Annotated in this window: 25 protein-coding genes; 11 read left to right on the plus strand and 14 right to left on the minus strand. The window is 53.9% G+C overall.

Annotation, left to right across the window (positions count from 1 at the left end):
* Positions 1 to 2: 2 nt before the first annotated feature.
* The 3 genes from ACFFLD_RS06110 to vapB are packed head-to-tail and all read right to left on the minus strand — an operon-like array spanning position 3 to position 1,088.
* Positions 3 to 425: a hypothetical protein gene (locus tag ACFFLD_RS06110; RefSeq protein ID WP_386038099.1), complete on the minus strand. Its 423-nt coding sequence runs from the start codon at positions 423 to 425 to the stop codon at positions 3 to 5.
* Positions 426 to 459: 34 nt separating this feature from the next.
* On the minus strand, positions 460 to 858 hold the full coding sequence (gene vapC, locus ACFFLD_RS06115) for a type II toxin-antitoxin system tRNA(fMet)-specific endonuclease VapC (RefSeq protein WP_386038102.1): 399 nt from the start codon (positions 856 to 858) through the stop codon (positions 460 to 462).
* Positions 858 to 1,088: a type II toxin-antitoxin system VapB family antitoxin gene (gene vapB, locus ACFFLD_RS06120; protein WP_386038105.1), complete on the minus strand. Its 231-nt coding sequence runs from the start codon at positions 1,086 to 1,088 to the stop codon at positions 858 to 860. Before vapB ends, vapC begins: the two co-directional genes overlap by 1 nt.
* A gap of 102 nt (positions 1,089 to 1,190) precedes the next feature.
* Here vapB and ACFFLD_RS06125 point away from each other — a divergent pair, with 102 nt between their 5' ends.
* The gene (locus ACFFLD_RS06125; protein ID WP_386038108.1) at positions 1,191 to 1,844 is read left to right on the plus strand and encodes a DsbA family oxidoreductase; all 654 of its coding nucleotides are present in this window, start codon (positions 1,191 to 1,193) and stop codon (positions 1,842 to 1,844) included.
* A 151-nt stretch (positions 1,845 to 1,995) separates the two neighbouring features.
* Here ACFFLD_RS06125 and ACFFLD_RS06130 read toward each other — a convergent pair whose 3' ends face one another.
* Together ACFFLD_RS06130 and ACFFLD_RS06135 are read right to left on the minus strand one after the other, a co-directional pair.
* On the minus strand, positions 1,996 to 2,313 hold the full coding sequence (locus ACFFLD_RS06130) for a CcdB family protein (protein ID WP_386038111.1): 318 nt from the start codon (positions 2,311 to 2,313) through the stop codon (positions 1,996 to 1,998).
* Positions 2,313 to 2,558 (minus strand): type II toxin-antitoxin system CcdA family antitoxin, encoded by a 246-nt coding sequence (locus ACFFLD_RS06135; protein WP_386038114.1) that lies wholly within the window; start codon positions 2,556 to 2,558, stop codon positions 2,313 to 2,315. The genes ACFFLD_RS06130 and ACFFLD_RS06135 overlap by 1 nt, the downstream gene beginning before the upstream one ends.
* A 332-nt stretch (positions 2,559 to 2,890) precedes the next feature.
* Between ACFFLD_RS06135 and ACFFLD_RS06140 the strand changes: the two genes are divergently transcribed.
* Both ACFFLD_RS06140 and ACFFLD_RS06145 read left to right on the plus strand, forming a co-directional pair.
* On the plus strand, positions 2,891 to 3,169 hold the full coding sequence (locus ACFFLD_RS06140) for a type II toxin-antitoxin system RelE/ParE family toxin (RefSeq protein ID WP_386038117.1): 279 nt from the start codon (positions 2,891 to 2,893) through the stop codon (positions 3,167 to 3,169).
* The gene (locus tag ACFFLD_RS06145) at positions 3,169 to 3,462 is read left to right on the plus strand and encodes a HigA family addiction module antitoxin (RefSeq protein ID WP_386038120.1); all 294 of its coding nucleotides are present in this window, start codon (positions 3,169 to 3,171) and stop codon (positions 3,460 to 3,462) included. Before ACFFLD_RS06140 ends, ACFFLD_RS06145 begins: the two co-directional genes overlap by 1 nt.
* Before the next feature lie 37 nt (positions 3,463 to 3,499).
* On the opposite strand, the gene ACFFLD_RS06150 is transcribed toward ACFFLD_RS06145, so the two are convergent.
* Entirely contained in the window at positions 3,500 to 4,693 is a 1,194-nt protein-coding gene (locus ACFFLD_RS06150) for an E22 family MetX-like putative esterase (protein WP_386038123.1), read from the minus strand.
* Between the two features lie 208 nt (positions 4,694 to 4,901).
* On the opposite strand from ACFFLD_RS06150, the gene ACFFLD_RS06155 reads away from it, so the two are divergent.
* Both ACFFLD_RS06155 and ACFFLD_RS06160 read left to right on the plus strand, forming a co-directional pair.
* Positions 4,902 to 5,801: an arginase family protein gene (locus ACFFLD_RS06155; RefSeq protein WP_386038126.1), complete on the plus strand. Its 900-nt coding sequence runs from the start codon at positions 4,902 to 4,904 to the stop codon at positions 5,799 to 5,801.
* A gap of 76 nt (positions 5,802 to 5,877) precedes the next feature.
* Positions 5,878 to 6,219 carry a GFA family protein gene (locus tag ACFFLD_RS06160; RefSeq protein WP_386038129.1) on the plus strand — a complete coding sequence of 114 codons (342 nt, stop codon included), beginning with the start codon at positions 5,878 to 5,880 and terminating at the stop codon, positions 6,217 to 6,219.
* Positions 6,220 to 6,294: 75 nt separating this feature from the next.
* Here ACFFLD_RS06160 and ACFFLD_RS06165 read toward each other — a convergent pair whose 3' ends face one another.
* The 3 genes from ACFFLD_RS06165 to ACFFLD_RS06175 all read right to left on the minus strand — a co-directional run bounded on the left by ACFFLD_RS06165 (position 6,295) and on the right by ACFFLD_RS06175 (position 10,772).
* The gene (locus ACFFLD_RS06165; RefSeq protein WP_386038132.1) at positions 6,295 to 7,422 is read right to left on the minus strand and encodes a glycerol dehydrogenase; all 1,128 of its coding nucleotides are present in this window, start codon (positions 7,420 to 7,422) and stop codon (positions 6,295 to 6,297) included.
* 282 nt (positions 7,423 to 7,704) lie between these two features.
* On the minus strand, positions 7,705 to 9,654 hold the full coding sequence (locus tag ACFFLD_RS06170; RefSeq protein WP_386038135.1) for a methyl-accepting chemotaxis protein: 1,950 nt from the start codon (positions 9,652 to 9,654) through the stop codon (positions 7,705 to 7,707).
* A gap of 545 nt (positions 9,655 to 10,199) precedes the next feature.
* Positions 10,200 to 10,772: a CGNR zinc finger domain-containing protein gene (locus ACFFLD_RS06175; protein ID WP_386038138.1), complete on the minus strand. Its 573-nt coding sequence runs from the start codon at positions 10,770 to 10,772 to the stop codon at positions 10,200 to 10,202.
* A gap of 165 nt (positions 10,773 to 10,937) precedes the next feature.
* Here ACFFLD_RS06175 and ACFFLD_RS06180 point away from each other — a divergent pair, with 165 nt between their 5' ends.
* Positions 10,938 to 11,783 (plus strand): alpha/beta fold hydrolase, encoded by an 846-nt coding sequence (locus ACFFLD_RS06180; RefSeq protein ID WP_386038141.1) that lies wholly within the window; start codon positions 10,938 to 10,940, stop codon positions 11,781 to 11,783.
* An 85-nt stretch (positions 11,784 to 11,868) separates the two neighbouring features.
* Here ACFFLD_RS06180 and ACFFLD_RS06185 read toward each other — a convergent pair whose 3' ends face one another.
* On the minus strand, positions 11,869 to 13,041 hold the full coding sequence (locus tag ACFFLD_RS06185; protein WP_386038144.1) for an FAD-dependent monooxygenase: 1,173 nt from the start codon (positions 13,039 to 13,041) through the stop codon (positions 11,869 to 11,871).
* A gap of 106 nt (positions 13,042 to 13,147) precedes the next feature.
* Here ACFFLD_RS06185 and ACFFLD_RS06190 point away from each other — a divergent pair, with 106 nt between their 5' ends.
* A complete protein-coding gene (locus ACFFLD_RS06190; protein ID WP_386038147.1) occupies positions 13,148 to 14,005 on the plus strand; it encodes an NAD-dependent protein deacetylase in 858 nt (285 codons plus the stop codon).
* On the opposite strand, the gene ACFFLD_RS06195 is transcribed toward ACFFLD_RS06190, so the two are convergent.
* Positions 14,002 to 14,637, minus strand: coding sequence for a DNA-3-methyladenine glycosylase (locus ACFFLD_RS06195; protein WP_386038150.1), 636 nt, complete (start codon positions 14,635 to 14,637; stop codon positions 14,002 to 14,004). The two genes, ACFFLD_RS06190 and ACFFLD_RS06195, sit on opposite strands and share 4 nt — an antisense overlap.
* Positions 14,638 to 14,707: 70 nt before the next feature.
* Here ACFFLD_RS06195 and ACFFLD_RS06200 point away from each other — a divergent pair, with 70 nt between their 5' ends.
* From ACFFLD_RS06200 to ACFFLD_RS06215, 4 genes are all read left to right on the plus strand, one after another.
* A complete protein-coding gene (locus ACFFLD_RS06200; RefSeq protein ID WP_386038153.1) occupies positions 14,708 to 16,171 on the plus strand; it encodes a protein adenylyltransferase SelO in 1,464 nt (487 codons plus the stop codon).
* Between the two features lie 43 nt (positions 16,172 to 16,214).
* Positions 16,215 to 17,261: a DNA polymerase IV gene (gene dinB, locus ACFFLD_RS06205; protein ID WP_386038156.1), complete on the plus strand. Its 1,047-nt coding sequence runs from the start codon at positions 16,215 to 16,217 to the stop codon at positions 17,259 to 17,261.
* A 140-nt stretch (positions 17,262 to 17,401) separates the two neighbouring features.
* A complete protein-coding gene (locus tag ACFFLD_RS06210; protein WP_386040389.1) occupies positions 17,402 to 18,229 on the plus strand; it encodes an alpha/beta fold hydrolase in 828 nt (275 codons plus the stop codon).
* A gap of 9 nt (positions 18,230 to 18,238) precedes the next feature.
* Positions 18,239 to 18,490 (plus strand): YkoF family thiamine/hydroxymethylpyrimidine-binding protein, encoded by a 252-nt coding sequence (locus ACFFLD_RS06215; RefSeq protein WP_386038159.1) that lies wholly within the window; start codon positions 18,239 to 18,241, stop codon positions 18,488 to 18,490.
* 91 nt (positions 18,491 to 18,581) lie between these two features.
* Here the strand turns inward: ACFFLD_RS06215 and gabT are convergent, their stop codons facing one another.
* From gabT to ACFFLD_RS06230, 3 genes are read right to left on the minus strand one after another with little or no spacing between them, the layout of a single operon-like run.
* On the minus strand, positions 18,582 to 19,859 hold the full coding sequence (gene gabT / locus ACFFLD_RS06220) for a 4-aminobutyrate--2-oxoglutarate transaminase (RefSeq protein WP_386038162.1): 1,278 nt from the start codon (positions 19,857 to 19,859) through the stop codon (positions 18,582 to 18,584).
* A 56-nt stretch (positions 19,860 to 19,915) separates the two neighbouring features.
* Positions 19,916 to 20,854, minus strand: a complete 939-nt coding sequence (locus ACFFLD_RS06225) for a sensor domain-containing diguanylate cyclase (RefSeq protein WP_386038165.1) — start codon at positions 20,852 to 20,854, stop codon at positions 19,916 to 19,918.
* A complete protein-coding gene (locus ACFFLD_RS06230) occupies positions 20,835 to 21,650 on the minus strand; it encodes an EAL domain-containing protein (RefSeq protein ID WP_386038168.1) in 816 nt (271 codons plus the stop codon). The genes ACFFLD_RS06225 and ACFFLD_RS06230 overlap by 20 nt, the downstream gene beginning before the upstream one ends.
* Between the last annotated feature and the right edge of the window lie 84 nt (positions 21,651 to 21,734).

Below are 21,734 nucleotides of genomic sequence, written 5' to 3' on the forward strand. Positions count from 1 at the left end.
GATCAGTCGCGGCAATAACCTTCACCTGTTGCTACTATCAGGCAGTCTTCCTTTTCCAATAGCCACTTCATGCCGGTGGCTTCGCCGTCGCCCGCACGAAGCAGCTGTGGGCCGTCCCCTCGGTTGAAGCGGATGCCCTCGGCTGTGGCCTGCCCTTCGAAGGTGCCGATTTGATCGGCATCCAGGCCGTAGCGCATGTGAAGGCGATAATGCCCCGGGCCTGCAGGCTCGTCCTTGCTGATCTCCAGGAATAACCCTTCAACGCCAATCCATCGGCCGACCCATTGGTCGGTCATCTGGTGGTGGGGCTCGCTTTGCTCGGTTGATGTACCTGAGCCCGGCGCGCCTGATGCGGCGGTATTGCTGTTTTGAGCGCACCCGCTGATAAGTAATAGGGTGCTTAACGCTAACGCTGTTTTGATCATGGGTAGAGATACCTGCTGGGGGGTGAATGGCCGTCTAAATCCAATCCTCTACTCGAAGCCCTGGGACGCGACTAAACTCACCTAGATTATTGGTTACCAGAATCAGGCCTCTTGAACGAGCATGCCCGGCAATCATCTGATCATATGGGCCGATGGGTGTGCCCGCTTTGGCTAGCTCGCTACGTAGCTGGCCACTGTGATAGGCGGCGCTGGAGTCGTAATCGAGAACTTCCAGCCGCGCTGCAAATCCTTCTATCACACTCAAGTTTTTCTCGGGAGAAGCGGACTTCTCAGCACCATACACCAACTCCATGAGTGTCACGGTGCTGATGCAGAGCTGGTCGCTATGCTGATTAAAGGTCTCACGAACATGGGGAGGTTTATGTTTGATCGTGAAAATGCAGATATTGGTGTCAAGCATGTACTTAAGCATCAAAACGCCTCGCGTTCCTGTTCGTTTGGCTGCTCGCGTTCACTCATAAAGTCTGCAGTGACACTTTGACCATCAAACCAGCTGTCCCACGCTTCACCTACGGGGGTGATTAAGCGCGCGCGGCCCAAGGCAATAACATCAACACGTGTAATGTTCTCAGGCAGCGCTAGGGATTTCGGCATACGCACCGCCTGGCTACGGTTACTTTTAAACACTGCTGCTTTTTCCATGGCTGTCTCCTTATCAGTACTGCCGTTACTCACTACTATATACACGTAACATACTTTCTTTAGTTTGATTGAATTTTGGGATATGTCAATGGGATATACAAAATGCAAAAATTGAGAATCGACCTGGTGTCTGATGTCGCCTGCCCGTGGTGCGCGATCGGCTATCGTCGCTTGGAACAAGCGCTAGAAACGCTTGATGGCGAGATCGACGTTGAGCTCTTTTGGCAGCCCTTTGAACTGAACCCGGACATGCCGCCCGAGGGCGAGCCGATCCTGGAGCACTTGTGTCGCAAGTACGGTAAGGACGCGGCCAGCATGGAGCAGTCCCAGCGTGAGATCATGGCAGTGGCTGAAGAGCTTGGGCTGAATTTCCGTGGCGCCCAGGAGCGTCGAGCGAACAATACGTTCGATGCCCACCGCGTGCTTATGTGGGCCGCCACGCAAAACCTGGAGACGCCCCTGCAATTGGCCTTATTTGATGCCTACTTCGGTGAGGCGAAAAACCCTTCAGACCCGGAGGTTCTACGCGAGAAGGCCATTGAGGTCGGCCTTGATGGTGATGCTGCCGTGGCCATCGCCCGGTCTGATCAGTACGCAGACGAAGTGCGCGCGGCAGAGCAGCGATTCATGGACGCAGGGGTTAGCGCTGTGCCGGGATTCATCATCGACGGGCGCTACCTCATTCCTGGCGCCCAGCCTGCTGACGTGTTGGTCGATGCGCTTCGTCAGGTGGCCGAAGAAAACGCCAACCGCTAATATTTTAGAGGCTCTGACCTGTTAATGAGGATAGCGACTGTTGTCGCTGATTCTCCTGCTGAAAAAACCGAGAAATCGAACTGATTCGAACTCAATATGCCTGTAAACCAGGGGGGCTAAAAAGAGAGCATGGAGGCGATAATTTTGAACATTAAATCCCAGTAACGGCGAGATCAAGCGCACCCACAATCTGGCTCCTGAAGTGCGAAAGGGTACCGACGGGGGAGTTGAGATGTTTCACTGGTACTGATGAGGTCTGCGGCGTCAGTAACAACAGCTCTTGACCATTGAACGTTATTTCCGGCGTGAGGCCTTGCATGGCGTTGCCACCAAAAGCCGCTCGATTACCCAATGGGATCACGATGCGGGTTGCCAGATCCGTTAGTAGGCTACTTTGGATATCCACTAAGTAGGGGTAGTTCGCCCTGCTGGTCTTGCTGGGGTTAGGGTAAACGTCGAACTGAGCCATCAAAACTCCCGAAATTCGTCACCGAAGCAGCCATGCTGCTCGACAAATTCGTTGTAGCTTTTGATCGCAGCTAGATTTTCTTCAACCCACTGGGAAGCCTCGCATTTTGCCAACTCTTCTCTCAATGCTCGCTCTAGTGTGGCCGAGAGATTAATGTTCAAAGCGCGAGATTTTTGAAGTAAGTCGCTGTTAACTGACAAATTTGCGGCTTTTTTCGGTGCTGCGGTGTTATATAGCGCGGCCATTGCAGCCCCCTATGACTGTTATAAGCATAAAGATAGAATATGCGCATGGTAGTGCGCATTCAAGCGGTTAAAACTTTAAATATTGTCAGCTGTACGTGCGCTGGCTTTGAAGCCAAAGCCAGCGCTCTTCCTACTGCAAAAACGCCTTCAGCTTATCGTTGGCTTGGTCGATAGAAGCAACGCTATCCAAATGGCCGCGAAGACGAGGTCGTTTTCGCTATACAGCATTAGTATCGGTGCTTTGATAGGGTAAGTCTCACTTCAATACTCAGCTTTTATTCCAACCGTAAATTTTTATTGGTGCGCGATGCGCAACGCGTTACAATATTCTCATGATTAAATCATTCCGTCACAAAGGACTGAAACGGTTCTACGCTAGTGGCAGCACTGCTGGCATACAGGCAGATCACACTACGAAGTTGCGTATGCAACTTGCTGCCCTGGATACGGCTATTTCAGTGGAAGACATGGATATCCCCGGCTTTCGGTTGCATCCGTTGAAGGGGAAAGACAAAGAGCGATGGTCGATTTGGGTCAATGGAAATTGGCGCATGACGTTCGAATTCCGGGACGGCAACGCTTATATTCTTGATTATGAGGATTATCACTAATGACAATGCATAACCCACCGCATCCCGGCGAATTTATTCGGGAGGTTTACCTAGCGCCCTTTGGTATCAGTTCACGCCAGCTTGCTTCCAGTTTGGGTGTATCGCCCTCTACGCTTTCACGGTTGCTGAAAGGGGGAAGCGGCATTAGCCCTGAAATGTCTTTGCGCTTGTCGAAGGTTCTTGGTCGTTCCCCAGAGAGCTGGCTGGCAATGCAGGATACATATGACTTATGGATGGCTCGCAGCACCATTAATTTGGACGATCTGCACCCTTTGGATTTTGAAGCCGCCTAAATACCGCTGGCTCTCAAAGAAGCCAGCGCTCACTCTCTTACTGCAAAAATTCCTGCAACGTTTCACTCGCTTGATCAATAGAAACAACACCATCCAGGTGGCCGCGGTTACCTTCCAGGACTTCAAGCGTCACGTCGGTGCCGTCAGCCTCTATAAGCTCTGCGGTATGGCGAACGCTTTCAGGAGGGAAGACCAGATCTTTCTCGCTATACAGCATCAGTGTCGGTGCTTTGATGGCGGCAAGTCCTTCCTCTAGCGAGTCGCCGTGGCCGGCCATAAAGGTCTGGTTGGCGCGCACCAGGTAGAGCAGGTGGTTGGCATCGGACGTTTCAGCACGGGCGGCGGCGATGTCATCCAGCGTTTTTTCAATCGCGTAGCGGGCGTTGATATCCTGGGCGGGGTCGCGCTCGTCATCAGCCCAATCGCGATTAAACGTCTCGTTGGCCCACTGCCAGTGGTTGGCATTGAGCGTAACTAACTTCAGCGCTTCTTTTAGCCCGTCGGTGGGTGGCTCGCCATCGTAGTAGTTACCCTCGTTCCAGTTGGCATCCAGTCGAATGGGTGCTGCCCAGGCGCTTAGCGTGGCCAGCAGCCATGGGTCGGCAACGCCGCTGCCAATCACCGTGATCAAGCGTTCTACGCGATCAGGATAGACACTGGCCCACTCTATCGCTTGAAGAGCCCCCATTGAGGCTCCCATGACCGCATGCAGCGATTCAATTCCTTGGCTCTCCAGTAGTTCGCGCTGCACCTCGACAAAATCACGAATGGTCACCACAGGAAAGTCCATTCCCCAAGGCTTACCGGTATCGGGGTTGATGGAAGCGGGGCCGGTAGTGGCGACGTTGGGGTCATTGGCATTCAGGTTTACCAGCGTATCCGAGGAGATGATGTAGTACTCATCGGTATCCAGCGGTTTGCCGGGGCCAATGATGGCATCCCAGTAGCCGGTCGGTTCGCCATCCTGGTCATAGCGGCCTGCTGCATGGCTGGAGCCTGAGAAAAAATGGGTAATTAAAATAACGTTATCGCGAGCCTCGTTAAGCTCGCCATAGGCTTCCCAACCCACCGTCACGTTGGGGATTGTCTCGCCGCTCTGGGTAGTGAAGCTGTCCATTTCGAAGGTTTGTTTTTCGACGACGCCATCCCAAGCCCATAGGGGAGAGGCCAGAAGAAGACCTAGACCAGAACATAGCGTTGCCGTTAACAGCGTTTGTCGTGTAGATGCCATTGGGGTGCCTTAATCGAGGGTTATTGTGATTGTTTTCGACCACCTTCGTCGTCATCCTCTTAGCGTAGTAGACCCTGGCACCCTTTAAATAGATTTCAGTCGCTGACCCGCTGCATCATGATGCGTTTGCGTTGAAGAGATGTTCTGCCAAGCGGCGGCGGTGCATCGGTTGATAAGCGATTTTCGTTGGTAAGCAAAGGAATTCAGTATGACCGGACGCAACGTGATTGTCCTCGATGCACCGTCGAACCTTGGCTTGAGTCCCCCAGAGGATGGGGTTGTACCTGGCTGCTATAAGCTGCCTTGGGCACTTCGCGATCGTGGATTGCTGGAGGCAATAGACGCTGATGATGGCGGTAGTCTTGTGCCGCCGCGATACTGTTCTCAGTGGGCTCCTGGTGACGGAGACCGTAATGCTGAAAAAATTGCCAGCTACTCAGTTCAGTTGGCGGACCGCCTCCAACCCATTATAAAAATGCATCGCAAAATCCTGGTCTTGGGAGGTGATTGCAGCATCCTTCTCGGTACTATGCTGGCCTTGAAGCGCCGTGGTCGTTATGGACTGGTCTTTTTGGACGCGCACGGTGATTTTCGCCATCCCGAAAACTCGCCCGAAATAAGGGCGGCGGCGGGAGAAGACCTTGCCATAGTGACGGGCCATGGCGATGCGCGTCTGATTAATCTTGATGGAGTGGGCCCCTATGTACGTCATGAAGACGTACACGTTGTCGGTGTGCGCTCTAGCGACGAATATCTTGATGAGCTGGCAACCCGACAGATTAGTGTCACCACCAGTCACGACGTCGTGGAGCGTGGCGCAGAGGTAATTGATAGCGTGCTGGAGACAGCTACAGCGCACACCGATGGCTTTTGGATCCATCTCGATCTTGATGTAATTGACTCTTCGGAAATGCCGGCCGTCGATTGCCCGGAACCTGAGGGGCCGTCATTTGCAGTCATCACCGAAATTTTAAGGAAACTCCTCTCATCACCCAAATGCGTTGGCATGGAGGTCACTATCTATGATCCCGATCTTGATCCTACCGGAGCGTGCGCTGATCGGATTGTAGCCTGTCTCACTGCAGCCTTTTCGGTAGCTAAACATTGATCGCAGAGGACGCACTGATACGCGTCTCTGGGTTCAGTCGTTTAAGCTTGTCGCTGGGTAGTCAAAAGGAAAACTCGTGATCGTTACCTGTCATTGTGGGAATGTTGAAATCACTGTGGATGTCTTTCCCGAGGAAGTGGGGGAATGTAATTGCTCCATTTGTCGGCGGTATGCTGCTCTTTGGGCTTATTATTCTCCTACCCAAGTAGCACTGAAATACATAAAAGAGAAAACGGTTTTCTATATTTGGGGTGACAAGGAAGTAGAATTTCACCGCTGTAATCTATGTGGTTGTGTGACGCATTACATAACGACAGAGAAATGTGATGAAGCAATATTGGCTATCAATATGCGCATGGCCGATGTGGACATATTGGCTGAAATACCGGTAAGAAAAATAAAGGGTGCAGGGTATTAACGGGCATTTATTTTGACGGGCAAGTAGGTGCGGTGAGATAAAGGCGGAGCGCCTTAGCGCCCCGCCTTTTAGGGCTTATTCGCTCAGGCCAACTTTCGCCATAAACGCACGGGCGTGGGCATCCACCGCCTTGATGGCGTGGACGATCTGTTGGGGAGCTAGATCGTACGCCAGGTTATGGCTCGATTCGCCCTCTTTAAGCGCTGCTTCGGCTACGCGGTAGAGGTCTTCTTCGCTGGCCTGGTCGAGCTTGAGCCCCTTCAGGGTTACCGGCAGGCCCAGCGCCAGGTAAAGATCCAGATACTCTTCCAGCTCCACTTGGGGCGTTTGATCGAGCACAAGCTGCGCCATCGTGCCGAAGGCGACCTTTTCGCCGTGGGTCAGGCTGTGTATCTCGCCATGCAGGGCGGTAAAGCCGTTATGAATAGCGTGCGCGGCCGCCAGGCCACCGCTTTCAAAACCCAGCCCGCTCAGCAGGGTATTGGCTTCGACCACCGCTTCGAATGAAGGTGTGACGATCTGCGCTTCGTTGGCCTGATAGGCGAGCAGGGCGTGCTCGAATAGAATATCTTCGCACTTCTGGCCGATGGTTGCGCCAAGCAGCGTGGCTTTACCGCCCGCCATGTTGTTGGCGTTGGCACGAATGGCGGCGCGCGCCTCGACCCAGGTGGCCATCGCGTCGGCAATGCCGGAAGCCAGAAAGCGCGGCGGCGCCTTACAGATGATGCCGGTATCCACCAGCACCAGATCGGGGTTCTTGTTGTAGAAACGGTAGGTTTCGAACTCGCCATCGTCGCTGTAGATCACTGATAGGGCGCTGGTGGGCGCATCGGTGGAGGCGGTGGTCGGCAGCACGGCGCAGGCCGCGTCGAGCTTTTCAGCGACGCCTTTGGCGGTGTCGATCGTCTTGCCGCCCCCAAAGCCGATGACCACCTGTGCCTGCTGTTGCCGGCCTAATTCAACGAGTCGGTCAATCTCCTGGCTGGATGCCTCGCCGCTGAACACCGCACGTTCAAAACTGACGTTTTCGCCTTCCAGGCTGGCGCTGAGCTGCTTGCCCGCGATCTCCCAGACCACATCATCGGCGATCAGCAGCGCTGTCTTGCCAAGCGCGCCGACATAGTGCCCGGCCCGCTCGATGACGCCTTCCCCCTGCACGTAGCGGCCGGGGCTGATAAAGACTTTCTCATTGATGACTGACATGGCAAATATTCCCTAAAATAGAGTGGCTTGCCTGTCCATTCGTATCACAGAAAACGCTAATATGCTTGCTTGAATGCGAATTAGTAATGGTTATGTTGATCGCTGTCAGCTCTGGGCTGAAATAGGAAAAACGGAGAACGCCGCGAGAGGCTTTAGCGCTGGTGTTGAGAAACCAGCGCTAAAGCCTTATTTCAAAAGCTTACCCCACGTATTATGGGGCTTGCTGAATAGCTGTAGCTACAGCGTCTTGTATCGTAATTGTCCGAGCTGAGCTTTTTGGGGCTAGTAATTGGCGTGCGCTAACGTCAACGAATTGCCTTCTTCGCTAACCTTGAAGCGGCCCACCATGTCGGCCATGTCACCTGCCTGATCGTCCAGCGAGCGGCTCGCAGTAGCTACTTCCTCGACCAGCGCGGCGTTTTGCTGGGTTACTTCTTCCAACTGGGTCAACGCCTGGTTTATCTGTTCAATGCCGTGTGACTGTTCATTAGTGGCAGAGGATATTTCTGACACCAGCGCCGCGGTGTGCTGAGCCCGTTCTGCAATGGTTTTCAGCGTTTCGCTGGTGGAGGTTACCAGGCTTCCACCTTCCTTGATGCTGGCCACATTGTCGCTGATAAGCTTGCGAATCTGCTTGGCTTCTTCAGCACTGCGGCTGGCCAGATTACGCACTTCTTCAGCCACTACCGCGAATCCACGCCCTTGCTCACCGGCACGCGCCGCTTCGACGGAGGCGTTCAAGGCCAGAATATTGGTCTGAAAGGCAATGTTATCGATGGCTTCCACAATCGTCGTTACTTTCTCGTTGGCTTCTTCGATCTGCTCCATTGCCAAGCGGGCCTGTTCGGCAATGACGTTTGCCTCATTGGCTTGATTCGCCATGTCCTGTGTGGATTGACGTGCTTGCAGAGCGGTATCCGCACTCTGTTTTACGGTCGCCGTGATCTGCTCCATGCTGGACGCCGTTTCCACTAACGACGCGGATTGCTCTTCAGTACGCTGCGCGAGATCAGCATTGCCGTTCGCAATCTCTTTACTGGCTAGCTCAACGGATTGAGCGCCTTGTTTAATGCCAGCCACTAACTCTTCTGTTTTAATCGTCGATTCATTGAATGCCTGGTAAAGCTGGGAGAGTTCATCATTGCCTGGAACGGCTAAACGCTGCGTAAGATCGCCACCGCGTGTTTGCACATTCTTGAGCGCTACCTGTAAGGGGCGGGCAATACTACGGACAATCAGCACGGCAAGCACAATAGCTAACATTGCGGCTGCTAAAGAGAAAACCAGGTAGTAGATCAGTTCACTGACCGCTTTATCACGCAGGTTATTACTAGTCTCAAGCAGAATTTTGGCTGCACTCTGTCCCACCACTGCTAGCTGATCAATGAGCTCGGTCTGCTGGTCAAACCATAGTTGGTGGTTGATGTTAAAACCTCCCGCAACACCTTGCTCGATGGCGATACCTCGCATTGCTAACAGGTCTTGAGCAAGATCACTTGCCAACACCTGTGCTAATTCATTTTGAAGACCCTCGTTCGATAAACTATTAAAACTGTCGATGTAGACGCTAGAGCGGCCTGTTAAAGAGAGAAGATTGGAGTACATGTCGACAGACATGGCGTTAGTGCTAAAAGCGGTCGTTAACATGGCCCGCTCTATGCCTGCCAGCTCTTTAATACTTAACAGGTTGTAATAAGCATTGAGTTGTCTGATTACTTCGCCTTGTTCAACGCTAAAGGTCAATTGGCTAACAATGCTGATTAAAAAACTATTAACATTGGTGTAATAGGCATTAGATTGCTCACCTACTATCTCTTGGCGGTCAACGCGCTGGCGGTGGTTAGTTAACTCACGTAACAGGTTGTTGGCTTGGTTCACCTGAGCTTGTACTTCAGCATCACCCTCATTAAAAGTTAAGCTAGTTATATAGGTGTTGAACGCATTGAGTCGCTTGTCAGTTTCTTGGCGCTGGCCGGGTAGTTTCGAGCGGAAATCGTGTCCACTGCCGCCTAAAAATGCAGCTGTTATGCCTCGTTCGCGCTGAAGTTCATGAACCAGGTCGCCGGCATATTGGCTTAGCACGGTCATTTCCTGAAGATGGCTCATTTCAGAGACAAGCGCTTTTCGTTCCAAAATACCCGACACGGCTAACCATGTCATAGCCACTAATGGTAAGGCTAAAACCAGTACAAATTTTCGACCTAATGAAATACGGTGTAGAGCCTGCAGCATTATATTTTCTCACTTGAAAAGGGTGATTCGTGAAGCTTGCAGGGCGTGCCCTGACAACAGCATCGAGTTGAGTACTAAAGAACTCTTTTTGTTGTATCGACGCGCAGAGTTAATACTAAAGTGGTGATTGGTGTTGTCTTTCGTTAAGTTGATTTGGGTCAGTTTTATAGGAATTTCACTACTCACTAAGAGGTATAAAAACTGGTGAAGAGGGGTAACTAAATCAGGTTTTATTGTTTATATAAGTAGGCAGGGTTGATTCATGCTTGGCTGTCAAAACGAGCCAGCAATACCATCTAGACAGCAATGTTTACAACGGACGTGGTCGCGGCCATGAGAAAGCCAAGCACGATGGCTTGGCTTACGGCTTGGCTTTCTCGTTGCTAAAACACGCTGCTTGTATCCGCGGCTACCACACCTTGAACGGGTTAAGGCCATTGGCCTGCTGCATCATCATGCGCTTGGCAATCTGAAGCCAATGAGCTTCACGCTATAGGCATCACCACAAAGCACGCTACTCGTTTTCTTTCTGTCTCCTTTTCTTTCTAGCCTGTTTTCTTTCTAGCCCGGTGCGCTGCCGCTTTCATTCTGTTTCCGCAGGAAGCCATGCTGCACCAACGGCGCCGGTGAGATTTTGTTTGGTCGTGGAACAGTAGAACGCAGTCCGAAGCTTCGCATTCTTTTACGAGCTGCAAATCTTCCTCGGTAAGCAACTGGACGAACACCTGGGCGATAGGCTGCAACAGGCTTTCGCTTCCCATGTCGCGCTTAACGCTTTTTTTCTGAAACACCGATTCCCTTGACTGCCATTCGATTTTCTCTATTGGATAACCCCGTTCCAGCACGTGATTTACCACGGCGGAGTCTGCGGCACGCCCCTGCTGGGCCGAGATAAGCAGATCCCGCATGTTATCGCGTAATTGCCGAGCAAGCTGGGCTATCCCTACCGGCGGGCTTTCACCATATTCCGATAACACGCCCGCTTGCTGAAGCCACGTAACGACACTCCTGTCGTCAAACAGGCACTCTTGCTGCTCATCCCCTACGCCAAACTGCGTGTTGATGAAATCAAGCGCGAGGTTGCTCGCGATAAATGGAGGCGCAATGTCTGATGGCATATTTAGTAACCTTTAAATTTATATTTGACAGGTTGCTATTTTTATTAATAACCTTCAAAAGTGATTTTTAATGGTTACTTGAAGGGTTCGCCAATGACACGTAAAAATATATCGGCTGCTGCCGATGCCCCAATGTTGCAATAGGTCCGCTATCGCTTCGAGCAGGTGGGTGAGGTCAATGTCTTCTATCGCGAAGCTGGAAATACAGCGGCGCCAACGGTGCTGCTGCTGCATGGATTCGCTGCCTCCTCGTATATGTGGCGCGATGTTATCAAAGCACTTGCCAGCGAGTACCACGTCGTGGCACCGGATTTACCCGGCTTTGGCTTTACCGAGTCACCGGCAAGTGGGCAGTATGAATACACCTTTGCCAACCTAACGAAAACGATCGATCACTTTACGGAACAGTTGACGCTCGACCGCTATGCGCTGGGTGTTCACGACTATGGGGCGCCCGTTGGTTGGCGTTTGGCGCAGGCTCACCCGTCAAAAATCACCGCCATCATTTCGCAAAACGGCAATGCGTATGAGGAGGGGCTTTCAACAGGGTGGGAGCCTATTCGGACGTATTGGAACGATCCTTCAAAGGCGAATCGTGATGCCCTGAGCGACTTCCCGACGCCAGCGTCTATCAAATGGCAGTACGTGGAGGGGGTAAGCGACACAAGTGCGGTAGCACCGGATGCCTATACGTTGGAAGGGGGCCATATCACCCAGCCTGGGATGGCTGATATTCAGCTCGACTTATTGTTGGATTACGCTACCAATGTTGCCAAGTATCCCGAGTTTCAAGCCTACTTTCGGGAGCATCAGCCGCCGTTACTCGCCGTTTGGGGAAAGCATGATCCGTTCTTTCTTCCGTCAGGCGCTGAAGCCTGGAAGCGAGATATTCCGGAAGCGGACATTCGCTTTTATGACACAGGACATTTCGCCTTGGAAACCCATGGCGGTGTCATTATTCCGGTGATTCGTGAGTTCTTAAATAAACACCATAACTGCATTAAGGGGTAACTAGCGGCCATGAGAAAGCCAAGCACGATGGCTTGGCTTACGGCTTGGCTTTCTCGTTGCTAAAACACGCTGCTTGTATCCGCGGCTACCACACCTTGAACGGATTCAGGCCATTGGCCTGTTGCATCATCATGCGTTTGGCAAGTGGGAAGCGATCAGCCAGCTGCAGGCTTAAATCACCTAATCGACGCAAGGGTTTGGCGCCGGTAAACAGGTGATGGAAGCTGTCAGTGGCGGCAATCATCGCTTGATTGGCCGCGCGGCGCTGGCATTCAAAACGGAGTAGGTTGAGATAATCACCGGGATCGCGCCCCTGAATGATAATCTCGGCAAGAGTATCAGCATCGTGAAGGCCGATATTGAGCCCCTGGCCTGCCAGCGGGTGCACCACGTGGGCGGCATCGCCAATCAGCGCCAAGCGCTTGCCGATATAGCGCTTGGCATGCTGGCGTTTGATCGGGAAGCTGGCGCGTGAGACCACCCGGGTAATATTCCCCAAACGACGGGGATAGGCGCCCTCGATGGCGGTTTTAAGCGTTGAATTGTCCATCGCCTCGCGGGCGCGGGTGGCGTCTTCGTGGTCATACCACACCAGCGATGCGCGGTGACCGGGCAGCGGCAGCATGGCAATCGGACCGGTCGGGGTGAACACTTGCCAACTGATGTCCTGCTGGGGCAGCTCTGTTTCCACGTTAATGATCATGGCGCGCTGGTGGTAATCGTAGCTCTCCACTGAAATGTGGGCCAGCTCGCGCAGGGTTGAACGGGCGCCGTCCGCGCCGACGATCAAACGGGCACTCAAGGTATTACCGTTATCCAGCTCTAGCAGGCGGCCAGTGCTTGAGGTAAGCGTGTTTATCGGCGCGCAGTGGGTGTAACAGGTGACGCTGGGCAGGGTTTCCAAACGCTGCCAGAGGGCGTACTGCAAGGCACGGTTTTCGATAAAGATGCCGAAGTCCTGCATGTCGCTATCGGCGGCTGAGAACAGCGCGTGGCCGGTACCGTCCTGGTTGGCGACATCAATATGGCGAAAAGGACAACTGCGCTCTTCGGGGAGCGCAGTGCCGCTGGCCTTCACAAAAGCAAGCGAGCGAGCGTTTAGCGACGAGATACGTAAATCATAGTCGCCGCAGGGCTCGCTTGGCTTGCCACCTTTCTCTACCAGGGCAACCGGTATGCCCGCATGTCCCAGGCGCGCGGCCAGGGCGGCGCCCACCATGCCGCCACCGACAATAATAATGTCATGATCGTGCTGCATAAGAGACTCTCCTGGGTGCACAATAATCGTTGAAGGGCGCGTTGCATGGCCCGCTGTTGTCATACAGTATCGTTGAGTTTGAGTAATATTGCCTAGAGGTGAAGGATTGACGCAGGCCGTGGAAGTTGCAGAAAGCGTTGCCCAGGCGGGCGAGGAGTTGGCAGCGTTTATTGAACGCCACCCCAAGTTGTGGGTGATTACCGGGGCGGGCGTGAGTACCGATAGCGGTATCCCCGATTACCGCGATGTGGATGGTCAGTGGAAGCGGCCACCCCCGGTGCAGCACGGCGACTTTATGAGTTTTCATAGTGTTCGCCAACGCTACTGGGCGCGTGCGCTGATCGGGTTCAGCGCCATGCGTGAAGCTCAGGCCAGTGGCGCGCACCGTGCGTTAGCTGCTATGGAGTCGCAGGGTTATATCCAGCAGTTGGTGACCCAGAACGTTGACCGGTTGCATCAGCGCGCGGGCTCGCGCCGGGTAATCGACCTACATGGCCGTGCGGACATGGTGAAGTGCATGGTGTGTGACTATCAAATGATGCGCCACGCCATGCATGCCGAAATGGCGCTGATGAATCCTTCATTTGTCGGTTTGCAGGCGGGGCATGCGCCGGATGGCGATGCCGATCTGGAAACGGATTTCAGCACCTTTCGTATTTTCGACTGCCCGCGCTGCAGCGGCATTTTAAAACCCGACGTGGTGTTTTACGGCGACGTAGTCCCCGCCGAACGGCGGTTGGCGGCGCAGATAGCGCTGGCAGAGTCGGAGGCTGTCTTGGCCGTGGGTACCTCATTAATGGTGTTTTCCGGCTATCGCTTTTGCCGCGATGCCCACGCCATGGGGTTGCCGGTCGCCTCGCTATCCCTGGGAGTAACGAGGGCGGATGCATTGTTAACCCACCAGTGGCGGGCGCCGTTAACGCCCGTTTTAACCCATGCGGTGGCGCGTCTTGAGGGGCATTAGCGTGCTTTAGACACCCACGGATTATCTTTTAGCCAGAGCCGCCATGGCGCGTCGCGATGCTCGGGGAGGGCATAATCAATACCTACACGTGGGCCGGTAACAATCGGTTCGTGAGGTGTAGCTGCGCTAATCCACAGCTGGTGGCGCTGGGTTAAATCATGACCATACAGCGCTTTATCTATCATCAACGCACGCGTTAGCTTGCCAGGGCCGTTGCTCAGCTGTTTACCGGTTGCTTGGCGAATGGCGCGCATGGCGTCCTCGTTAGCGGTAGGCTCCACGGCGCGGATTAATACCGCACAGGGCGAATCCACTGGCTCCGTCACCACGTTCAGTAGCCAGTGCATCCCATAAACAAGATACACGTAGGCGTGGCCAGCAGGCCCAAACATCGCTTCTGTTCGCGGCGAGCGGCGGCGGTGAGCATGGCAGGCGGAGTCCTCTGCCCCACAATAAGCCTCGGTTTCCACAATCCTTGCGGCCATCTGCTCGCCGTTAATCTCTCGCACCAGCCAGCAGCCGAGTAAGTCGTTGGCGACCTCTATAGTGTCACGGTTATAAAAATCCCTTGGAAGTGGCGTCAGCTCGCTGTTGTTAACATTTGGTACGTTTGGGCACTGTTTTAACATCATTGCCTCGGCGTTTAGTTGACTAGAGTGCTAGGGTATTAGCTAATCACAGTCAATAGAAGCGGAGGCCACCGTGCTGTCATTTGAACATCGCTATGCCACGTTACCTGAACCTCTCTGGGTCGCCACCAGCGCAACGCCCGTGGCTCAGCCTGAACTGATCGCCTTTAATGCTCCACTTGCACATGAGCTGGGCGCTAAAGAGATTGCCGATCCCGCTACGCTTGCTCAGTGGTTTAGCGGTAATCAGCCCCTACCAAACGGCCAACCCGGCGCTTTAGGCTATGCTGGTCATCAGTTCGGCAACTTTGTGCCTCAGTTGGGTGATGGCCGGGCGCTGCTGCTGGGTGAAGTGATCGACCAGAACGGTATGCGCCGCGATGTGCAGCTAAAAGGCAGCGGTCGTACGCCGTTTTCTCGTGGAGGCGATGGTCGCTCTCCGCTGGGGCCGGTATTGCGTGAATACCTAGTCAGTGAGTTTATGGCCGCTATGGGGATTCCGACGACACGTGCCTTGGCCGCGGTGGCAAGTGGCGAGCGCGTGGTGCGCCAATTGCCTGAGCCTGGCGCCGTGTTCACCCGTGTCGCCAGTAGCCATATCCGTGTGGGTACGTTTCAATTTGCCGCTGCCCGCCGGGACGAGACGGTACTAAAAGCACTCGCGGATCATGTGATCGAGCGCCACTATCCAGAGGCCGCCAATGCAAAAGATCCCTATTTGGCACTGTTGGAAGCGGTGGTGGCACGCCAGGCGGTGCTGATTGCTCGCTGGATGAGCGTAGGCTTTATCCATGGCGTGATGAACACCGATAACTGCAGCATTGCGGGGGAAACCATCGACTATGGCCCGTGTGCATTTATGGAGCAGTTCGATCCGCAGAAGGTGTACAGCTCCATCGACCAAGGCCGCCGCTATGCGTTTGCCAATCAACCTGCGATTGCTCAGTGGAATCTGGCTCGCTTTGCTGAAACGCTATTGCCTCTTATGCGTGAAGAAGGCGACGCCTTGGTAGAGCAAGCCACCGACGCTATTCGCCACTTCGAGCCGCTGTTCAGTGCGGAGCAACGTCGGTTGCATGCCGATAAGTTAGGGCTTGAGGCACAAAGCGAGCAAGCAGAGTCACTTATGGAAGGGCTGGAAATCCAGATGCATCAGGGGCAGATGGATATGACCGCGACCTTCGATGCGCTCACTCAGTACGCCGCCTCGCCAAGTGATGAGCGCTACGAGGCATTGCTGGCGCTCACGACCCACCCCGATGAACTGGCAGCGTGGTTTAAGGCATGGGAAGTGGTGGCAGTCGCGAGTAAAGAGAACGAACGCTTTGCCGCCATGCGCCGCGCCAATCCCGTCGTTATTCCTCGTAATCACCGCGTTCAGGAAGTCATTGATGCTGCTTACAGCGGCGATTTTGCTCCTTTTCATACCTTGTTGGGGGTGGTTACCCAGCCCTTCGATGAATCCGTTGAAGCGCGCCGCTTGGCTGCGCCTGCCACACAAAGCGAACAGGTACTGAGAACATTCTGCGGCACCTGATGCTGTGATAAACTGTGGTTTTTTACAGGTAGAAGGGTAGCCGGTGCGCAAGATTATTCACTGCGACTGTGACTGCTTTTATGCAGCGGTGGAAATGCGCGATAACCCCGCGCTCAAGGATATTCCCATTGCCATTGGCGGGAGTGTCGAGCAGCGCGGGGTGGTGGCTACCTGTAACTATCCCGCCCGCGAGTTCGGCATTCACTCCGCCATGTCGATGGCGCAGGCGCTCAAGCGTTGCCCGCATCTCACCGTGATCCGTGGCGAGATGGCCAAATACAAAACGGTCGCCCGCCAGGTCTTTGCGATTTATCGCGACATCACCGAGCTTATTGAGCCGCTCTCCTTGGATGAGGCTTTTTTGGACGTCTCTGACGTGACGCAGCATCACGGTAGCGCGACGCTAATGGCCGAAGCGATCCGCGAACGGGTCAGTCGTGAAGTGGGCATTACCGTCTCGGCGGGCGTGGCGCCTAATAAGTTTCTGGCCAAAATTGCCAGCGACTGGAACAAGCCCGATGGGCTGTGTGTCATCACGCCGGATAAGGTCGATAGCTTCGTACAACAGTTGCCGGTCAAGAAAATACACGGGGTTGGCCCGCGAACGGCCGAGAAATTATCGGTGTTGGATATTCATACCTGCGCCGATTTACGTACCCGCTCGCTGACGGAACTGGTCGAGCACTTCGGCCGCTTTGGTCGTCGTCTACACGAGCTAAGCTGGGGGCGAGACGAGCGCCCGGTGAAAACCCACCGCGAGCGTAAATCGGTCAGCACCGAGCAGACCTACGCCAAGGACTTGCCTACTCTTGATGCCTGTCGCCAAGAGCTACCCGCGCTGATTGACGATTTAGAACGGCGCTATGCACGCTTAGACCCGCCCCTGGCGGTTCGCGGGCTGATCGTAAAAGTAAAATTCAGCGACTTTACCCAAACTACCGTTGAACACGCCGACCCGGCGCCCAACCTTGCCCAGTTTGAAACATTACTCAAGGTAGGGTGGGCAAGAGGCGAACGGCCCGTGCGCCTGCTGGGGGTAGGGTACCGGCTGGCTGAAAACAGCCAGGAACAACAGCTATCGTTGTTTTAATTAGCCTGTTAATCCTTTTGAGCATTGACGCTTTTTCTGGCGCACGCTAAAACAGACGTATGATAGGTAGCGTGATTGTCGATTCTGACCGTTGCCACTTCGCTATTTTCTCACCGTCATTCTTTTCACTGAGCACTGCCATGTCTGTCGATACCCCTTCACGTCCGCGCCTAGTGTTTGCTCATGCCAACGGTTTTCCTGGGCTAAGTTATCGCAGTTTGCTAAAGCCACTAGCGGAAAGCTTTGACCTTCATCCGCTGGATCGCCTGGGCCACCATCCGGATTACCCCGTTAACCATAACTGGGGCAACCTGGTGGATGAACTGCTGAGCTACCTGCCCGAGAGTGATGCGCCCCTGTTGGGCGTGGGGCATTCGCTTGGGGGGACCTTGATGGCCATGGCCGCGGATAAGCAGCCCGAGCGTTTTAGTGGTGTGATAATGCTCGATCCGCCCTTGATGCTGGGCACCGATGCCTGGGCCATGAAAGCTGCCAAGCGGTTTGGTTTTGTGGACCGAATAACGCCTGCGGGTAAAACCCTGGGGCGGCGAAGCGTGTGGCCGAGCCGCGAGGTAATGGCTCATTACTTGAGCCGCCGAGGCTTGTTTCGTCACTTTACCCCAGAAGCGCTTAACGACTACATTGAAGGTGGGACACGGCTATTAGACGACGGCAGTGCAGAGTTGACCTTTGACCCGCGTGTCGAGGTGGAAATTTTCCGCCATCTACCGGATCACCTTTCCCGCTTGCCAAGTCGGTTGGGTGTGCCGTTAGCGTTGGTGGCGGGCAAAGAGTCGCATTTGCTGACCGCTCCACGCATAAGGCGCTTAAAGCGAAAAGGGTTAATGGTGAGCGAGGTTCCCGGTACGCATATGTTCCCGATGGAGCACCCGGATGAAACACGTGCCGCCATTATGGCTGCCTGGCATCGTTTTAGTCATGCTAGACAGCCTTCTCACACAGCGTAAGGAGGCGTTATGTATCTTTCCGTACAGCTCAGTTATTACCCACTGGCCGATGACTTCAAGCCGGTGGTCAAAGAGGTGGTGAAACGCCTGGAAGCAACGGGCCTGGAAGTTCACCCCAACCGAATGAGTACGCAATTGTTTGGCGAGTTCGATGAGGTCATGGCAGCGTTAAGCGATGTGATGAAGTGGTCGTTCGAGACCCATGGCAAAGCGGTATTCACGGTGAATTTCCTGAAAGGTGACCGACGCCCGCGCGATTAAATAAACCATAAAAAACGCCGCTGCTCGAAAGGGCAGCGGCGTTTGGTCTTAATCGCTTATGCGACGCTATTCATGGTCGACCTAGTCATGCTCAGGTCAGTGACTCCAGGCAGGATTCGATAATATCCAAGCCTTCATTGAGTACATCGTCTTGGATGGTTACGGGCATCAAGAAGCGAATCGTGTTGCCGTACATGCCGCAGGAGAGCAGGATCAAGCCCTCTTCGCGGGCTTTCTTGCACAGCGCAGCGGCTAGTTCTGGGTTGGGCGTGTGATCAGCTTTGTTTGAGACCAGCTCAAACGCGGCCATAGCGCCCATGTTGCGCACGTGATCAATGCAGTCAAACTTGTCTGCCCACTCATTGAAGCGTTTTGCCAGTTTGTCGCCCAGCGCTTGGCTTTTCTGCAGGATGTTCTCTTCTTCGAAGACTTCCATGACCGCCAGCGCTGCCGCACAGGCGGTTGGGCTGCCGGTATAGGTGCCGCCCAGGGAGTTGGGGCCGGAGGCGTCCATTACCTTGTCGGTACCTACGATGGCGGAAATCGGCATGCCGTCCGCCATGCTCTTGGCCATGGTCATGATGTCTGGCTCTACGCCACTGTGCTCGATGGCAAACATCTTGCCGGTACGGCCAAAGCCTGACTGCACTTCATCGATGATCATCAAGATGCCGTGCTCATCGCAGATTTCACGTACCTTGGTCAGAAAGCTGGTAGACGCTGGGTAGAAGCCGCCTTCACCAAGCACCGGCTCAAGCACAATGGCCGCGGTATCTTTGGGGTTGGCATCGGTTTTCAGCGCCATTTTCAAACCACGAATGGCTTCATCTTCGCTGACACCATGGTAAGGCACCGGGTAGGGCGAGCGAAAAACGGTGCCGGGCATGGGGCCGAAGTCGCTTTGGTAAGGCGCTACCTTACCGTTCATCGCCATGGTGAAAAAGGTACGGCCGTGGTAGCCGCCATCAAAGCAAATAACATTTGAGCGACCGGTGGCGGCGCGGGCGATCTTGACGGCGTTCTCCAGTGCTTCGGCACCCGAGTTAGCCAACATTACTTTGGCATGACCACGAACCGGCACCAGTTGGCTGAGCTTTTCAGCCACTTTCACGTAGCCTTCATAAGGCATGACCGTTTGGCAGGTGTGCATCAGTTTATCAAGCTGGGCTTTAACCGCGGCGACCACTTTGGGGTGGCGATGGCCAACGTTGAGTACGCCAATGCCGCCCGCGAAGTCGATAAAGCGGTTGCCATCAGCGTCCCATATTTCTGCGTTCTCAGCACGGTCGGCGAATGCTGTCGCGGGGCTGGCGGCACCAGCAGCGACGTATTTATGCTTCAGCTCATTCAGTTCGGCATTGCTGCTCATAGCTTACTTCCTATTGATGAGGGATGGTCTTTCAGCATAGTGCGCATTAACAGTGTTTACATGGATAACGGCCCAATAACAACACGATTACGCCCTGTCTGTTTAGCTTGATACATAGCGTTGTCGGCACACTCCAGTAGTCGTGTCCTTGAGGATTCAACGTAGCTTGCGATCCCTGCCGAGAGTGTCACGGTTAATTGATGGTCGGTAAAGGTGGTTTGCGCCAACATTTCGCGTATCCGCTCCATACCCTGGTAAGCCTCTTCCGCATTCACGCCAAGCATCATGATCAGAAACTCTTCTCCACCCATACGGGCATGCAGGTCAGTGTCGCGAAGAGCCTCGTTGACTAGGGTGGTTGTTTGCTGAAGAACGCTATCGCCTATAGCGTGACCATAGGTATCGTTGATTGATTTAAAGTTATCGAGGTCATAGATCACGATACTAAAGAGGCTGTCGTAACGCTCACAGCGTTTGATTTCTTCGTCAAGACGCCGCAAACCGGCGCGGCGATTGAGCAAGCCGGTTAGCTCATCGTGGTGGGCAATATGATCCAGGCGTTCGTTGGCTAGTTTGAGCCGTTCTTCAAGTCGCTTGCGTTGGGTGATATCAATAATAAACGTCACTTTGCGTGGCTCACCATCTTCGGCTTCGATACGAGCAGCCTCGGAAATGATGGTACACAACTCACCGTTTTTATTGATCACATCCCATTCTTGGCGTATTTCCTGACTTCTGCTGCCGCGCATGAAATCATCGTGTAAAGCCGACAAGTGGGCACGGTTTTCAAGCGGCACGACTAGCGTGAAGTGCTGGCCTAACAGCTCTTCCTCCTGGTAGCCGTAAAACTCGCAGTAAGCGGGATTCACCATCTCAAAATGGCCACTGGGGGTGGTGATACAAATCCCAATCGGCGCCGCCTTGATGACATTTTCGGTGTTTCGTTTCGAGCGGTTAAAAAGTTGATATAGCCGTTCAGGCTGAAGATCCTTCATGCATCGCTCCTAAACCACCATATGCTTCTCTCTTTAACTCGGCCAGCAGCTCACTAATATCTTCACCTAGCGAGTTAACTGCTGGTTTCGCAAAGTAAAAACCTTGCTGGCGGGAGATCCCGGCGCGAGCTAGCCACAGCGCTTCTGCGCGTGTCTCGACACCTTCGGCAATCAGGGTGGTTTCAAGTTCTTGAGCCAGCAATACAATGGCGTTTAGCAGCGCTTGGCGACGTGCGTCGTGATCACAGTTCATCACCAGCTGGCGGTCTATTTTTAGTTTGTCTGGGGTTAATTCAGTGAGTAAGTCTAAATTGGCATAACCGTTGCCAAAGTCGTCGAGCGCCGTTTTAAAGCCCATGGAACGGTAAGCATCAATAATGTTGCACAGATGCTGGCGATCCCGCACGCGCTCGGTTTCGGTAATTTCAAAAATGAGCCGATGCGTTGGCCAGCCAACACGTTCGGATACCGCCAGCGTTGCCTGAATGCAGGCTTCGGGCTCATAAACGGCGTTGGGTAGAAAATTAATCGACAGGTCGGTCTGCATATCCAGCGCGCTGGCCATTTCTATCGCCTTGACCCGGCAGGCTTGGTCAAAGCGGTAGAGCAAATCATCAGTGACTTTTGCGATAACGCTGTAGGCAGACTCTCCGTTCGGACCGCGCACCAGTGCTTCATAGGTGACAATACGCGCCAGGGATACATCCACAATGGGCTGAAAGGCCATCGTGAACTCAAAGGGCAGCGTGCCTTCACAGCGTTTGCAGTGGTCATTAACGCGTGCGCACTGGCTCATGGTTGCTCCTGTAGGAAGATGTGGCTCAGCGGTCACCACTCACGCATTAATGTTAGAGAGCATAATGCCTACAGGCGACACGAA

It is taken from the genome of Vreelandella sulfidaeris, assembly GCF_042429665.1.
GTDB lineage: Bacteria > Pseudomonadota > Gammaproteobacteria > Pseudomonadales > Halomonadaceae > Vreelandella.